This is a genomic window from Chlorobium ferrooxidans DSM 13031, from assembly GCF_000168715.1.
GTDB lineage: Bacteria > Bacteroidota > Chlorobiia > Chlorobiales > Chlorobiaceae > Chlorobium > Chlorobium ferrooxidans.
Genome location: NZ_AASE01000006.1, coordinates 106,654 through 121,173 on the forward strand (window position 1 = coordinate 106,654; position 14,520 = coordinate 121,173).

The 14,520-nt window shown below is 50.0% G+C and carries 13 protein-coding genes; 4 read left to right on the plus strand and 9 right to left on the minus strand.

The window, feature by feature from the left end; all coding sequences use genetic code 11:
- Positions 1 to 647 precede the first annotated feature (647 nt).
- From CFERDRAFT_RS05015 to CFERDRAFT_RS05035, 5 genes are all read right to left on the minus strand, one after another.
- The gene (locus CFERDRAFT_RS05015; RefSeq protein ID WP_006366148.1) at positions 648 to 1,427 is read right to left on the minus strand and encodes a peptide arginase family protein; all 780 of its coding nucleotides are present in this window, start codon (positions 1,425 to 1,427) and stop codon (positions 648 to 650) included.
- Positions 1,428 to 2,054: 627 nt separating this feature from the next.
- A complete protein-coding gene (locus tag CFERDRAFT_RS05020) occupies positions 2,055 to 2,801 on the minus strand; it encodes a TIR domain-containing protein (RefSeq protein ID WP_156778003.1) in 747 nt (248 codons plus the stop codon).
- 15 nt (positions 2,802 to 2,816) lie between these two features.
- Positions 2,817 to 3,176, minus strand: a complete 360-nt coding sequence (locus CFERDRAFT_RS05025) for a hypothetical protein (protein WP_040433193.1) — start codon at positions 3,174 to 3,176, stop codon at positions 2,817 to 2,819.
- A gap of 348 nt (positions 3,177 to 3,524) precedes the next feature.
- Positions 3,525 to 3,854: a helix-turn-helix domain-containing protein gene (locus CFERDRAFT_RS05030; RefSeq protein WP_006366122.1), complete on the minus strand. Its 330-nt coding sequence runs from the start codon at positions 3,852 to 3,854 to the stop codon at positions 3,525 to 3,527.
- Positions 3,847 to 4,275 (minus strand): type II toxin-antitoxin system RelE/ParE family toxin, encoded by a 429-nt coding sequence (locus tag CFERDRAFT_RS05035; protein ID WP_232209761.1) that lies wholly within the window; start codon positions 4,273 to 4,275, stop codon positions 3,847 to 3,849. Before CFERDRAFT_RS05035 ends, CFERDRAFT_RS05030 begins: the two co-directional genes overlap by 8 nt.
- A gap of 209 nt (positions 4,276 to 4,484) precedes the next feature.
- Here CFERDRAFT_RS05035 and serB point away from each other — a divergent pair, with 209 nt between their 5' ends.
- Positions 4,485 to 5,750, plus strand: a complete 1,266-nt coding sequence (serB, locus tag CFERDRAFT_RS05040) for a phosphoserine phosphatase SerB (RefSeq protein WP_006366125.1) — start codon at positions 4,485 to 4,487, stop codon at positions 5,748 to 5,750.
- On the opposite strand, the gene CFERDRAFT_RS12045 is transcribed toward serB, so the two are convergent.
- From CFERDRAFT_RS12045 to alaS, 3 genes are all read right to left on the minus strand, one after another.
- The gene (locus CFERDRAFT_RS12045) at positions 5,695 to 5,985 is read right to left on the minus strand and encodes a 4Fe-4S dicluster domain-containing protein (RefSeq protein ID WP_006366124.1); all 291 of its coding nucleotides are present in this window, start codon (positions 5,983 to 5,985) and stop codon (positions 5,695 to 5,697) included. The genes serB and CFERDRAFT_RS12045 overlap by 56 nt on opposite strands.
- A gap of 243 nt (positions 5,986 to 6,228) precedes the next feature.
- A complete protein-coding gene (locus CFERDRAFT_RS12460) occupies positions 6,229 to 6,723 on the minus strand; it encodes a 4Fe-4S dicluster domain-containing protein (RefSeq protein ID WP_006366126.1) in 495 nt (164 codons plus the stop codon).
- A gap of 177 nt (positions 6,724 to 6,900) precedes the next feature.
- The gene (alaS, locus tag CFERDRAFT_RS05050) at positions 6,901 to 9,561 is read right to left on the minus strand and encodes an alanine--tRNA ligase (protein ID WP_040433194.1); all 2,661 of its coding nucleotides are present in this window, start codon (positions 9,559 to 9,561) and stop codon (positions 6,901 to 6,903) included.
- A 384-nt stretch (positions 9,562 to 9,945) separates the two neighbouring features.
- Here alaS and CFERDRAFT_RS05055 point away from each other — a divergent pair, with 384 nt between their 5' ends.
- From CFERDRAFT_RS05055 to CFERDRAFT_RS05065, 3 genes are all read left to right on the plus strand, one after another.
- Positions 9,946 to 10,206 (plus strand): hypothetical protein, encoded by a 261-nt coding sequence (locus tag CFERDRAFT_RS05055; RefSeq protein WP_006366128.1) that lies wholly within the window; start codon positions 9,946 to 9,948, stop codon positions 10,204 to 10,206.
- 201 nt (positions 10,207 to 10,407) lie between these two features.
- The gene (locus tag CFERDRAFT_RS05060; protein ID WP_006366129.1) at positions 10,408 to 12,288 is read left to right on the plus strand and encodes a 2-oxoacid:acceptor oxidoreductase subunit alpha; all 1,881 of its coding nucleotides are present in this window, start codon (positions 10,408 to 10,410) and stop codon (positions 12,286 to 12,288) included.
- Between the two features lie 2 nt (positions 12,289 to 12,290).
- On the plus strand, positions 12,291 to 13,325 hold the full coding sequence (locus tag CFERDRAFT_RS05065; RefSeq protein ID WP_006366130.1) for a 2-oxoacid:ferredoxin oxidoreductase subunit beta: 1,035 nt from the start codon (positions 12,291 to 12,293) through the stop codon (positions 13,323 to 13,325).
- 143 nt (positions 13,326 to 13,468) lie between these two features.
- Here the strand turns inward: CFERDRAFT_RS05065 and CFERDRAFT_RS05070 are convergent, their stop codons facing one another.
- The gene (locus tag CFERDRAFT_RS05070; RefSeq protein WP_006366131.1) at positions 13,469 to 14,473 is read right to left on the minus strand and encodes an acetyl-CoA carboxylase carboxyltransferase subunit alpha; all 1,005 of its coding nucleotides are present in this window, start codon (positions 14,471 to 14,473) and stop codon (positions 13,469 to 13,471) included.
- Positions 14,474 to 14,520: the final 47 nt, after the last annotated feature.

Sequence of the window (14,520 nt, forward strand, 5' to 3'; positions counted from 1 at the left end):
CGCTATTTCAAAAAAAACGAAAGCCAAGAACAACTGTCGGCTCATATTCTACATCTATTTTAGCATCCATTCACAGGATGGATTGCAGGGTAACCGGATAACGATGGAAGGCTTAAATGTGGTCTTAAGTAGACTTTGTCTTCAACGTCTCCGAACTGAGAAAAAGCGGTTATCGGATTAAACGGATTGGAGTTATCGCGAAAACGAAGGGAAGAGGGGCAAGGAGTTATTATCGTTATTAAACAACGTCCCGGAAGTTGTTACGAGACTCTCACTCGAATCTCGTAACCTGGACAAAGGATGCTTGACAGCCGTTCATCAGCATGTCGGATACCAGATAACGATAAGGTACGAGATTCTACAGAAGTGAGCAACCAGCCTCTTTATTTTGTGCTGTAGACAGCACCGGTGGGGCTATTGTGTAAACGGGGAAACTTTGTGTTTGGTAGTTTTAATATAGGATGTCCCGTATTCCCCGTCCCAAATAATCATTAATATTTATCGCAAAGCCCGAGAAACTGCCAATCGGCCCCTAACGCAAAGTTCACCTGCAAACCCAAAGTGAACGGCCTTCAGCCGCTCACTTTGGGTTTGTCAGGTGCAACGAAAAGTTAGAATTACTATAATAATTTATTTATGCGTGATATTTAAATGCTATTTATCAAATCGTTTAACCAGCTACATATTTCTTTACTGGTTATATTGTCATTCTCAATGCGACACGCTTCGACACATCTGGATTCCTTTGCGATTGTGATAATGGTTGCGCCCTCTATTATTTCTTTTAACACTTTAAGTTCCGGAGATTTTATATCCCAAAGTGAAGCAGCAGAGGTAAAGTAATCGCAGTCTATATCAAGAATATACTGACTGAGTAAATTTGGTTCTATTTTGTTAAATTTGTCGATAGCATCAGTTAGAACTGCATTAGACACAGAATCTCTCGCAATATCTATAATGCAATAATCATTATGAGGTGCTCGTGTACATGTTGGAGTACAAGTTGGAGTGTACTCGATAATTTTCTGATCATCGTATGCTGAAGAATTAGTGTCAATATTAAAAATATTATTATTTATGGCGGCATTATTGCCATCACATTTTGCCAAACAGAAAGACTTATTTATAATTCCAGTGGTTGTTGCAAAATCAATATGCTCGTCATGTTTTAATTGAGTAATGACTTGGGATATGTCTCGGGTTGTCATGTATGTACTAAAAGCTCCAGCTATTATTTGTTTTTTTAGGCTTAAAAACTGAGGATCAGTATCTTTTACTTGTGCTATTGCTCGATGATATGAGAAATTCAGAAAAGCAGGGTGTGAATCAGTATGATAATCGAGGGTGATAACATTTTGTTTATTTTCTTTAGACCAGGCATCGAGTACTTCATGATGGTTTTCGACGATTATAACTTGTTTGCGCATATTGAATACTCAACGGATAATTTTCGAAAGATGTGTTTGTGGGGATAAATTCTAACAATATTTAGATTGATCCGCCTAAACTGCGAATTATTGAGTTGCAATCCCTGTAAGATGCTCCTTGAAAACCATCAACAAGACTGCGAACTGCATTGAAAACTGCCCTGCAATACATTTTCGTAACCAGATATTTCGGATAAACACAAAAAAAGTGAGAGGGGGGTACGATTGTCAGTTCAGGTTCTGCATTTATCACATCCCCAACTTTCAAAGTAATCGGAGAACAATCGAATACAGATCCAATGGCATAAGTTGAAATAGTGAGCAGCGACCCGAAACCTTAGAGTGCAATGAATGTTGGGCAATCTTTTTTTATTTCTCCTTTATCAGAGCCCCTTTGCTTTCCATACTTGCCCCACCACTTATCATCATTGTATGAGTGTTTCCAAAGCCCTCATTAATCACTCAGCAAGATATTTTTATCCATAACTCGCCAATTAGTAATATTTTATTTGTGAAGTACCATTTCACCTTCAGAGGTTTCGGCGATAATTTTGCTGTTATGTTTTTTTACAACTGACGAACCATAGTCGATATACTTCACAGTTTAGCATTATGGACTTGTTAAATTTATTTTTCTGCTTTCATTGCGTTAATTGCTTCAAGAAGTTTTATAGTTGCCTCTCCATCCATAGCTTCACCTGAATACCGAACCTCATACAGGCCTTGTAGGTTGCTCGGTAACTTAACACCTTCTTTTACGATAAGTATAAATCGTTTTTTGTATAGGGCCATGGCAGCTCCAATTTCTATTAATACGTTTGGGTTTAGCATCACATGCTCTTTGGCATCTTTGTCAAGAAGAGTAAGCTCATCTTCTACATGAATGATTGCAGCACCACACTCCCTCATATCATGCATTACTTTTTCAGGGACAGGCTGAGAAACTGACTGTTTTTCGACTGAGACAACAGGCTCCATCTCTCCAAAGCTCAGTAGCTTTTTAATTGGCTCGATAAAAGTCTTATTTTTGCCATGGGTGATAAACACTTTTTTATTGTTTTGTGCTGGTGTAACAGGGATGGGATTCTGAGGAGATACACGATCTTGCTTAACCAGTTCTTCAATATGATCGTCTTCATCATTTTCGTAATGAGCTTCATCAACAACGGGAAGCGATGCTTTAAATGACAGCTTTGACGGGCTTAAATTCACGTATTTCTTGCCTTTTATTTCAGTAATTAAACCCAACCCTTCCGCTCCTTCCAATATCATGGATAGGACATCAGAAGCTCTGTCGTTAGGAACACCCATACTGTTAAGTACATTTTGAGCAATTTGATCCTTTGGAAGAGGAGCCCCATCATACTTGTTCAAGAATTCGCCAATCACTCAAGGCTTTAGTAGCGATTCTCTTTTTGCTGCAAGATCCTGCCCTTCTTCCAGCGGCTGCAAAATCTTTTTTGATAAGTCCGTCAGGCCTATTTCCTGAGACTGCGCACCTCCGTCTGTAAGACCATACGCTATTGCTGAACCAGTGAGCATCCTAAATTGTGAGGACGTAGGAAGCAGATCCATGGCGGCAGCCACATCAATAGGTTTCGTTGACTTACAAGCATAATTCTCAAAAAGCGCGCTAGGTACTCGAAGTGCGTGTTCAAGTGAATACGCTGGTACATCAGATTGGTTTAACCGCTGCTTATTTTTGCGCGTTTCTTTTTCTGCTTTTTCTTCTGTCACCTTGGTATCCATAAGAGTTCTCGTGTTGATCTGACAAATTTTAAAGTTTAGACTAATCGACCTGGTTCAGAAATAGCAGGAAAGTTCCATCAGCATAACACCTCCCTTAATTACTGTAATATTATAGGTATTTCCCGCAAATACAAAAAGTTCAAGATAAAGAGATCAATTGTCGCTCATCCCCCCCTATTTTTGAAGGTTCGGAAAACAACGATAATTGCGGGGGGAGTTTGGGTGGGCTCATGACTCAGTAAATATTCTTCGGCAAATCCGAATGGCCCGAAAGAATAACCGGGGAAGTGACCCGGCAGTAAAAGATGGAGTGATTCAGACTGGTCGGAAGGCACGGCGGGGCAAGGTTCAGGAGGTGCTCGTGCTCTGTTTTTTCGGGACGAGCTTAATTTCGAGCTCGCAACCGAGAGCTTCTGCATATTTTCTCAGCGTGGTTATGGAGGGGATATGTTTACCCCCCGATTCCAGACGGGATATTGCGCTCTTTGTGGTGCCAATTTTGCTGGCAATCGCTTCCTGGGTCAGCCCGGAGCGCTGACGAGCCAGCAGCAGCTCCCTGACAAAAGCATATGCAGGAGCCAAAGCTTCATACTCTTTTAGAAAAACCTCATCTTTTTTTGCTTCACGAAGAAACTTCTCGTGATCATGTGCAACCGGCTTGTAGGTCAGATTATCCATGTTGAACCTCTTTCATGCGTTTTCGAGCTGTTTCCAGTTCCTGTTTCGGCGTAGCCTCTCTCTTTTTGATAAATGCGTGAAGAATCACTATCCGCTTGCCCTTTACAAAACAATAGAATGATCTTCCGATGCCATCTTTTCCCCGTGCCCTGAGTTCGAACAGACCATTTCCCATAGCTTTTGAATGAGGCATTCTGAGATTCGGCCCGAACTCCAGCAATAATTCGATTATACGGGCATAGTCCGCCCGAATGCTCGTTGGCCAACGAGCAATATCCTCCATGATCTTCGGATGGAAATATTCGATATCGTAAGCCATGAACAGAAAGTTAGCATTTATGATAACATTCTGCAACCATTCCAGAAACTCCTGCTGTGCCAAAAACGCAGGGATACCAATAAATACGTAAATTTTGCGCACATAACTCCCTCACTCGAAAATATTACCGGAGCACCTGGAATGCCACCCCTAAAATTGCGCGCCAGCTATCTCCCCCTATTTTTGAAGGTTCGGAAAACAACACTATCTTGATTGATGTTTTTGCTGAGTGTCGGGCAAGAGTATCAACGTATTGCGATATAATGTTTTGTTGATACCGCGACCGGTGCGCATAACCTTACCAGGCTACAATGAGCGAGCTTCTCTTGATCAATATTACAGGCCAGGACAAGCCGGGTCTGACGTCGAAAATCACTGCGATCCTCTCCGGCTACAAAGTGCCGGTGCTCGATATCGGTCAGGCGGTTATCCATAACCACCTCTCGCTCGGCATGCTGGTTGAAGTACCCAAGGAGTCCGCATCCTCTCCCGTTTTGAAGGATCTGCTCTTCTGCGCTCATACGCTCGGCATACAGATCACCTTTACCCCCGTTACCGACATCGAATACAACGACTGGGTGCATGAACAGGGCAAGCCGCGCCACCTGCTCTCGCTGCTCGCCAGACGCATTACCGCCGAACACCTTGAACGGGTATCATCCATCATCGCCTCCCACGGCCTCAATATTGACACCATCAACCGCCTCTCGGGGCGTATTCCCCTTGAAGCCGACCGACACACCAAGGCGTGCGTGGAGTTCTCCATGCGCGGAACCGTGCAGAACGAAAACCGCTTCCGCGAAGAGATGCTTGCCATTACCGACAGCCTCGGTATCGACATCGCCTTCCAGGAGGACAACATCTTCCGCCGCAACCGCCGCCTTGTGGTTTTTGATATGGACTCCACCCTCATCACCTCCGAAGTGATTGACGAGCTGGCCATTGAAGCGGGAGTAGGAGCAGAGGTTGCAGCCATAACCGAGCAGGCAATGCGCGGGGAGATCGACTTTACCGGCAGCCTCCAGCGGAGGGTATCACTGCTGAACGGGCTTGACGAGCATGTGCTTGAGACCATAGCCAAACGGCTCCAGCTCACCGAAGGGGCGGAAACGCTCTTTCACAACCTGCACAACCTGGGGTTCAAAACCGCCATTCTCTCCGGCGGATTCTCCTATTTCGGCCACTACCTCCAGAAAAAGCTCAACATCGACTACGTCTATGCCAACACCCTTGAGATCATCGAGGGCAAACTGACGGGGAAGGTGCTCGGGCAGGTGGTTGACGGCAAGCGCAAGGCGGATCTGCTTGAACTGATTGCACAGAAGGAGAACATTCGATTGGAACAGACGATTGCGGTCGGTGACGGAGCCAATGACCTGCCGATGCTTGGCAAGGCGGGGCTCGGTATCGCCTTCAGGGCAAAACCGATTGTGCGGGAGAGCGCAAAGCAGGCGATATCAACACTCGGACTTGACGCCATTCTCTATCTGATGGGATTCAGGGACCGCGACGACCTCTCGGTTACGCTTCCACGTACTCCACAAACCGCTCAAAATCCTCAGAGTCAGGGAGTGTAATGGCTCCCGAGGTGCATTTGGGCGCACACCGTTCACAGAGCACAACGCAGTTATAGGGGCTGGAGACGGTCATCTTCGGCCGCTTGGGGCCGACCTTCTCACCGGGCGAAAAGACTCCGGGGCGGCAGAAGCTCTCGCAGTCACCGCAACCGTTACACGCCTCCGTATCAATCACCGGAAACCACGCAATCTCCTCTCTCGGAACAAGCAACCTGCGCTTTTTTGGTTTATTCACGTTCTATCCTGTCTGCCAGCATTGCGCCCCTCCGGGGCTAAAAGAGGAATTATTCTGTCTGTCATGCCCTGCCCCGGAGAGAATAAAAAGGACTAAAAGGACATCAGGGACAGCAATGACGAAGATTAATCAAAAATCTTTTCCTCTTGTCCACACACGTCCACTTCTGTCCACCATCTCCCCCGTCCACTCAGTCCACTTTCTTTTTCTTCAGAAGGGCGATCACGCAGGATCGCCCCTACGTCAATCAATATACTCTATGTACTTCTCAAACTCCTCCTTCGGGGGGAGAATAATGGCGCCGGAGGTGCAGATCGGGACGCAGCGGTTGCAGAGGACGAGGCAGTTGTATGGATGGGCGACAATCAGTTTGGGGCGGTGGATGCCAGCGGGGTCGGGCTCTCCAAGCTCGAAGACGCCGGGTTTGCAGAGCACCTTGCAGTCGCCGCAGCCGTTGCAGAGTTCCGGCTTGATGACGGGAAACCAGGCTATCTCCTCTCTCGGAGCAAGCAGCCGCTTCCGTTTTTTCGAAGAAGCCTCTTTCTGGGGCGTTGGCCTCTGAATCGGGGTTACCGGTTCAGAGCGCTCCCAACTCCCGACCGGAGCGTCGGCGGTCTCATCACTTTTCTCGATCGCACGCGACTTGAGCGCTATGCGCAGTGAACGGACAGGCCGGAAGATACAGCCGTCACACGAAGGCCGAGTGCAGCTACCTGAGAGACAGTCAAAAACGCGCATAAGGGTACAGCTATTAATTTACTCCGTCCCGACTGCGTCGGGATTTGGTGGTGTTCGCTATTCTGCCCCAGCCCCAACTTCGTTGGGACTGCGCTACCAATATTTCGCCCCTCCGGGGCTTGAACATCCAACCTTTCATAACAATTAACCGCTGCACCTGATTATAAATATTGCTCTCTACCCAAGCTGAGCTTTGACCGCGGTGGTGAAAGCTTCGAGCGCCTTGTTAACTCCATCCGGATTCTTTCCTCCGGCGGTGGCGAACTCGGGTTTGCCTCCGCCTCCGCCCTGCACATGCTGGGCGACTTCACGAATAAGTTTTCCGGCATCAATGCCAAGCTCTTTGACTGCCTTGTCGGAGGCAAAAACAGCGAGCGAAACCTTTCCGTCCTGCACGCTGCAGAGAAGTCCGGCAGCACAGGGCACCGCTTCACGCAGGGCAAGGCCTGCACTGCGAAGCGCGTCACCATCCGCCCCTTCAACAACCTTTGCGAGCAACTTGCATCCCGAAACCTCGGGGGCAGACTGAAGGTCAACCGAAAGCGATTGGAGCAGGGAGCCGATACGGATCTCGTGCAGCTCCTTCTCAAGCTCTTTTCTGGCATCCATCAACTCGACAATCCTTGATGCAACCGGCTCATCACCCTTTGCTTTGAGAAGCTGGCGAATCTGCTGGAGTTCGGCGTACTCCTGCCAGAGCAGCTTTTCGGCACTTTTGCCGGTCAACGCCTCGATACGGCGCACACCCGAAGCAACCGAGGATTCACTGACAATCTTGAAAAGACCGATACGGCCGATATTATCCACATGGGTTCCACCGCAGAGCTCAACCGAGATACCGGGAACTTCAACCACCCTGACCAGGTCGGCATACTTGTCGCCGAAAAAGGCGAGGGCGCCTTTGGCAATTGCATCATCATAGGGGATATCGGCATGCTTCTGAACCTCTTCGGCCCGACGGATCTCTTCGTTCACCGAAGCCTCAACCCTGGCAATTTCAGCATCGCTCATTTTGGAGAAGTGGCTGAAATCAAAGCGAAGCCGTTCCGGATTGACGTATGACCCCTTCTGCTGCACATGCTGGCCGAGAATGCGGCGCAGCGCTCCATGCAGGAGGTGGGTGGCAGTATGGTTCCTCTCGGTATCCTGGCGAATATGGTGGTCAACCGAAGCCTCCGCACTGAGCTGCCCCTCATCAATCGTGAGATCGGCGGGGTTGACTGCGGTGTCAAGAATCTTGTCAAAGGCTGCGGTAACAACATGCACAATGGCGTCACCATCCTTGACGGTGTCGGTTACCTGCAGGCGGTAGCTGGCGGTCTCTATCCACCCCCGGTCGCCAACCTGTCCGCCGCTCTCGGCGTAGAAGGGAGTTTTGTCGAGCAGGATGAGCAGCTTCTCTTTGGCATGCTTGCAGGCAATAATGCGCACCGGCAGCTCAAGCTGCTCATAGCCAACAAAAGAAGTGGCGTGCTGATCGCTGAACCAGAGCCACTGTGAACCGTCCTCCTCAATCTGATGCTTCTCCTTGCGGTCTGCCCGTGCACGGGTTTTCTGCTCCTGCATGCAGTGCTCAAACCCCTCGCCGTCAACCTGCAACCCCTCGTCCGAAGCCATAAGGCGGGTGAGATCAAAGGGAAAGCCGTAGGTATCATAGAGCTTGAAGGCATCCACACCCTTGATGACCGTTCCTTTTGCAGAGCGGACTTTCGAAACCACATCGTTGAAAATCTCGATTCCGCGATCAAGGGTAACAATAAAGCTCTCCTCTTCGGAGCGGATGATTTTGCTCACCGTATCGCGCTGTTTCTTCAGCTCGGGGAAAACGTCACCCATAGAGTCGGCAAGCGTGCCGACAAGCTGGTGGAGAATCGGTTCGTTATAGCCGAGATTTTTGGAGTAGCGGAGTGCACGCCGGAGAATTCGGCGGAGCACATAGCCGCGCCCTTCGTTGGAGGGCATGGCGCCGTCGGAGAGGGCAAAGGTGAGGGTACGGGCGTGGTCGGCAATAACCCGCATGGCAATATCGTGCGGCTCATCCATTGATGCGCCGTACCGCACTCCGGTAATTTCAGTAATGCGGTCAAAGAGCGGTTTGAAAACGTCGGTATCGTAGTTTGAGGATTTCCCCTGCATCACCGCAGCGACGCGCTCAAAGCCCATACCGGTGTCAACATGTTTGTTCGGCAGCGGCTCAAGGCGGCCGTCACTCTGACGATTGTACTGGATGAAAACCAGGTTCCAGAGCTCGATTACCCGGTAGTCGCCGACGTTCACAAGGCTTTTGCCTGAAGCGTCATCGGTAAGATCAATATGAATTTCGGAGCAGGGGCCGCAGGGACCGGTTTCACCCATCTCCCAGAAGTTGTCCTTGTCGCCGAAGCGGAGAATATGTTCAGGAGAGATGGAGGTATGATCCTTCCATATCTGGAAGCTCTCGTCGTCATCCTGATAGACGGTTGCATAGAGGCGGTCAGCCGGAAGTTTCCAAACGCCGGTCATCAGCTCCCACGCCCAGGTTATCGCCTCTTTCTTATAATAGTCACCGAACGACCAGTTGCCGAGCATCTCGAAAAAGGTGTGGTGGTAGGTGTCGCGACCGACATCCTCAAGGTCGTTGTGCTTGCCGGAAGCCCTGATACACTTCTGGGTATCGGCGGCCCGGTTGTAGGGGCGGGTACCTTTATCGAGAAAGACATCCTTGAACTGGTTCATACCTGCATTGGTAAAGAGCAGGGTAGGATCATCTGCCGGAATAACCGGTGCTGAACGAACGATTGTATGACCTTTTTGAGCAAAAAAATCCAAAAAAGATTGCCTGATTTCCCTGGAATTCATAGAAAATTTAATCTTGTTGCAATACCTGCCGTTATACTGCTGCATGCAGAACGGTTGCCGCTTTCGGCCCCAAAGTTACTCTTTTTTGGGGCCCCGACAAAAAAAAGGCCCAAAAGGAGTTCAGGAGGAACAATGAAGAAGATTAATCCAAAATCCGGAATTCAGAATTCAACATCTCTTCCCTCTTGTCCACTAACGTCCACTTCTGTCCACCATTCCCCCGTCCACTCCGTCCATTTCCTTCCTCATCTCCTCCACACCTGCGGGCTCCCTTGAACCAGTCCGAAAAGCTCTCTTCTTTTCAAAAAAGATTTATATTAAACCATTGTTAATTTCGGGAATCAACAGCCCGGTAATTCCTGCCAGTAACAACAAGGAGTGCGTATGAGTTGGGGAGTTGAAAACGAACAGAAGCGCAAGGATATCAAGGAGCTCCTCGATGTTTCGGAGCGGATCATGCGGGCCAATCCCAATCATGTCAATGAGGTCTCCAAAAGTGACAGCGGTTGCTGGATGGAGCAGATCTACGGGATGCAGCGCCATGATTTCTGTGATCTGGCACCCGATTGCCCGATCCGCCGGGAGCAGGAGTGGCAGAAATATCTGAAAGAGAATAACATCGTGATAGAAAAAAAACCTGATTAAAACACCCGAACGCTTGTTTTAACCCGCTCTGTCACGTATATTTTTTATTGCAGAAGACTGTAGTGGGAATTTTTTGTCTTCTTTTTACCCTCCGGGATACATTTCACCAAAGATAACAACTCAATGAGCTCCCTTTAGCGATGCTCATTGGTGCGGGTTTTTTTGCTATTTACCAACTTCGAAAAGTAATTAACAGGGCCCATGACTGATTCAAAAACTACAACAAAAACGGTCAATGTGACCTCCAAAGCCAGTGTTTCCGTGCTTTTTGCAGGAGACTCCGGCGACGGAATGCAGTTGACCGGTACCCAGTTCGCCAACACAGTGGCTGTTCGCGGGTCGGAATTGAACACCTTTCCGAACTTCCCCTCTGAAATCAGGGCCCCTGCCGGCACCATCTCCGGCGTATCAGGCTTCCAGCTCCAGTTCGGCAGCAAGCCTGTCTATACTCCGGGCGCGCTTTTTGACGTCATGATTGCCATGAACTCGGCTGCTCTCAAGGCAAACCTGCAAAACCTTCACCAGGGAGGTATTATCATTGCAGGTACTGACGGTTTTGATGAAAAAAACCTGAAGCTTGCCGGTTATCCCGCAGGAGTTAATCCTCTTGAGGATGGCTCTCTCTCCAACTACACCGTTTTTCCTGTTCCCGTTCAGCAGCTTACCCGTGAAGCCCTGAAAGATAGCGGCCTCTCCAGCAGGGAGGTTGACCGCTGTAAAAACATGTTTATTCTCGGTCTGCTCTACTGGCTCTACAACCTCCCCTACGAAGGAACGGTTGAGATGCTGAAGAGCAAGTTCAGCAAAAAACCGCTGATTGCCGATGCCAACATCAAGGCTGTAACAGCCGGCTACTACTTCGGCGATGAGACCGAAATCTTTGCAAACATCGGCCGCTTCGATATTCCCCCGGAAAAAGAGCATGGCACCTACCGCCGTGTAACCGGCAATGAAGCCGCAGCCATAGCCCTTGCTGCAGCCGCCAAAAAGTCCGGACTTGAGCTCTTCCTCGGCTCATACCCGATCACACCGGCAACAGAGATTCTGCAGAACCTTGCCAAAATGAAAAAGTGGGGAGCCAAAACTTTCCAGGCAGAGGATGAAATTGCCGGTATCTGCAGCAGCATCGGCGCCGCTTTCGGTGGTGCGCTTGCCGCAACCAACACCTCCGGTCCCGGTCTTGCCCTGAAAACCGAAGCGCTCGGACTTGCTGTTATCATGGAGATCCCGCTTGTTGTCATCAACGTGCAGCGCGGTGGACCTTCAACCGGTCTTCCAACCAAGCCGGAACAGTCCGACCTCTTCATGGCCATGTACGGCCGTCACGGTGAGGCTCCGCTGCCGGTTGTTGCAGCCTCTTCGCCGGTTGACTGCTTCTATACCACCTATGAAGCCGCAAGACTTGCCGTTGAGCATATGACCCCGGTTATCTGCCTTACCGACGGCTATCTTGCCCTCAGCTCTGAGCCATGGGCCGTTGAGTCCCCCGACAATCTCGCCGAGATCAAACCACGCATCCACGCTCCAAGAAAACCTGAAGATCCGCCCTACCTGCCCTACAAGCGCGATGAGAATCTTGTCCGTTCATGGGCAATCCCCGGAACCAAGGGACTTGAGCACCGGATCGGCGGTCTTGAAAAACAGAATGAGACCGGCAACGTTTCGCACGACCCGGACAATCATGAGCTGATGACCAAACTCCGTGCCGAGAAGATCGCCCGTATTGCCGACACCATTCCCCTTCAGACGCTCGACAACGGAGCTGAAAAAGGAGACCTGCTTGTGCTTGGATGGGGTTCATCCTACGGCGCTATCAAAACTGCGGTCGATCAGGCAATCGAGAAGGGATACAGCGTTGCACATGCTCACCTTCGCTATATCAATCCTTTCCCGAAAAACCTCAAGGAGATCCTCGGCAACTACAAACAGGTGCTGATACCAGAGAACAACAACGGACAGCTGGTCCACATTATCCGTGACACCTTCCTGATTGAGCCTGTCGGCTTCAGCAAAGTGAAGGGACTGCCGTTCAATGAGATGGAAATTCTGGCTAAAATCACCGATCTTATAAAGGAGCTTTAATAATGACCGATATCAATCCAACAACAACGCTTACAGCAAAGGATTTCGCATCGAACCAGGAACCGAAGTGGTGTCCCGGCTGCGGTGATCATGCTGTGCTGCAGCAGATCAAGAGTGTACTGCCTGAACTTGGTGTTTCATCTGAAAACATCGCCTTTGTCTCGGGTATCGGATGCTCCTCACGTCTGCCCTACTATATGGCAACCTACGGTATTCACGGTATTCACGGAAGAGCCCTGCCGATGGCAACCGGCCTGAAAGCCGCCCGCCCGGACCTGAGTGTCTGGGTAGCAACCGGGGATGGCGATGCGCTCTCGATCGGCGGCAACCACTTCATTCATACCCTGAGAAGAAACCCCGATCTGAACGTCATTCTCTTCAACAACGAGATCTACGGTCTGACGAAAGGACAGTACTCTCCGACTTCAAAACTCGGGCTGAGAACCGTTACCTCCCCGGCAGGCGTGATCGATCACCCCTTCAACCCGGCCTCCCTTGCCATCGGTTCCGGCGGAACCTTCTTTGCAAGAGCGTTTGACAAGGACGGAAAATTCCTCCGCTCCATTCTCCTGCGTGCCGCACAGCACAGGGGAACCTCTCTGGTGGAGATCTATCAGAACTGTCCTATTTTCAACAATGCCGCCTGGGATGCCTTTGCCAACGCCGACATCAAGGCTGAGAACACCATCTATCTGGAACAAAACAAACCGCTTCTTTTCGGCAAGGACCAGAAGAAGGGGATCCGTCTTGACGGCTTCAAGCCGGTTGTGGTTGATCTGGAGAAGGGGGGAGTCTCAGCTGCCGACCTCTGGATTCACGACGAAACGGATATCAACAAGGCTTCCATTCTTGCCCGCTTTGCCGATACCGATCCGGATTCGGAAGGTGCCCTGCCGCGTCCGATCGGTGTGCTCTATGCCGAGGATCGTGTAACCTATGAAGATGCTCTCACCGAGCAGGTTCGCGACGCCCAGAAAAACGGCGCAGGCACGCTTGCAGATCTGCTCAAGGGTGACAACTCCTACGTTATCAAGTAACCCTTTCGACAGCATGACAACAGAAAAGCCGGCAGCAGCCGGCTTTTCTCATTTCTCTTAAATCACAAAGGACCAAAAGGACTTCAGGGACAGCAAGGACGAAGATTAATATCGCCAAAAAGGGCGATCACACAGGATCGCCTCTACTCTTCGTTCCATTCACCCATGGCACCAAACTTCTCTATCCGGTCGTTGACAAGCTCTCCGGGTTCCTGCTTTAAAAGAGCGGTCAGCTCCTCAATCAGCATACCCTTCAGGGTTGCGGCCATCGCTTCCGGATCGGTATGGGCTCCGCCAACAGGTTCGGGAATAATACGGTCGATAATTCCCTGTGCCAGAAGATCCGGTGCCGTCAGCTGCAGGGCTTCAGCCGCCTGCTCCTTGTAGTTCCAGCTTCGCCAGAGAATGGAGGAGCAGCTTTCAGGTGAGATCACCGAGTACCAGCTGTTTTCAGCCATAAGAATACGATTTCCTACGCCAAGGCCGATAGCGCCGCCGCTTGCGCCCTCTCCGATAATAACGCAGATAACCGGGACGGTCAGCTTCGCCATCTCAAAAAGGTTCCGGGCAATTGCCTCCGCCTGCCCCCGCTCCTCGGCCTCGATACCGGGAAAGGCTCCGGGGGTGTCGATCAGGGTAATGACCGGTTTGCGGAACTTCTCGGCAAGTTTCATCAGCCGCAGTGCCTTGCGGTACCCTTCAGGCTGGGCCATACCGAAATTCCTGTAAACATTGCTCTTGGTATCACGACCCTTCTGATGACCGATAATCATGACCGGCTGGGAAAAACCTGACGCACTATCTTCAATCCGGGCAAAACCGCCGACAATTGCCTTGTCGTCACTGAAATGGCGGTCACCGGCAAGCTCTACAAAGCCATTGGTCATCGTATAGATATAGTCGAGCGTGTATGGTCTTTCCGGATGGCGGGCAAGTTGCACCTTCTGCCAGCGTGTCAGATTTTTGTAGATCGAGCGACGAAGCGCGTCAACTTTCAGTTCAAGAGCCTCAATCTCATGAGCGAGTACTCCGGTTTCTGACGGCGCCTGTTCCCTCGCACTGCTTCTGAGACACTCACGCATTTCGTTGAGTTTGGTTTCAAGCTCAACAACCGGTTTTTCAAAATCAAGGACAACTTTAGTAGCCATGGGGCAGAGTAATAGTGATAAAAAAAGCCCATCAGGAAGCGGAGGCT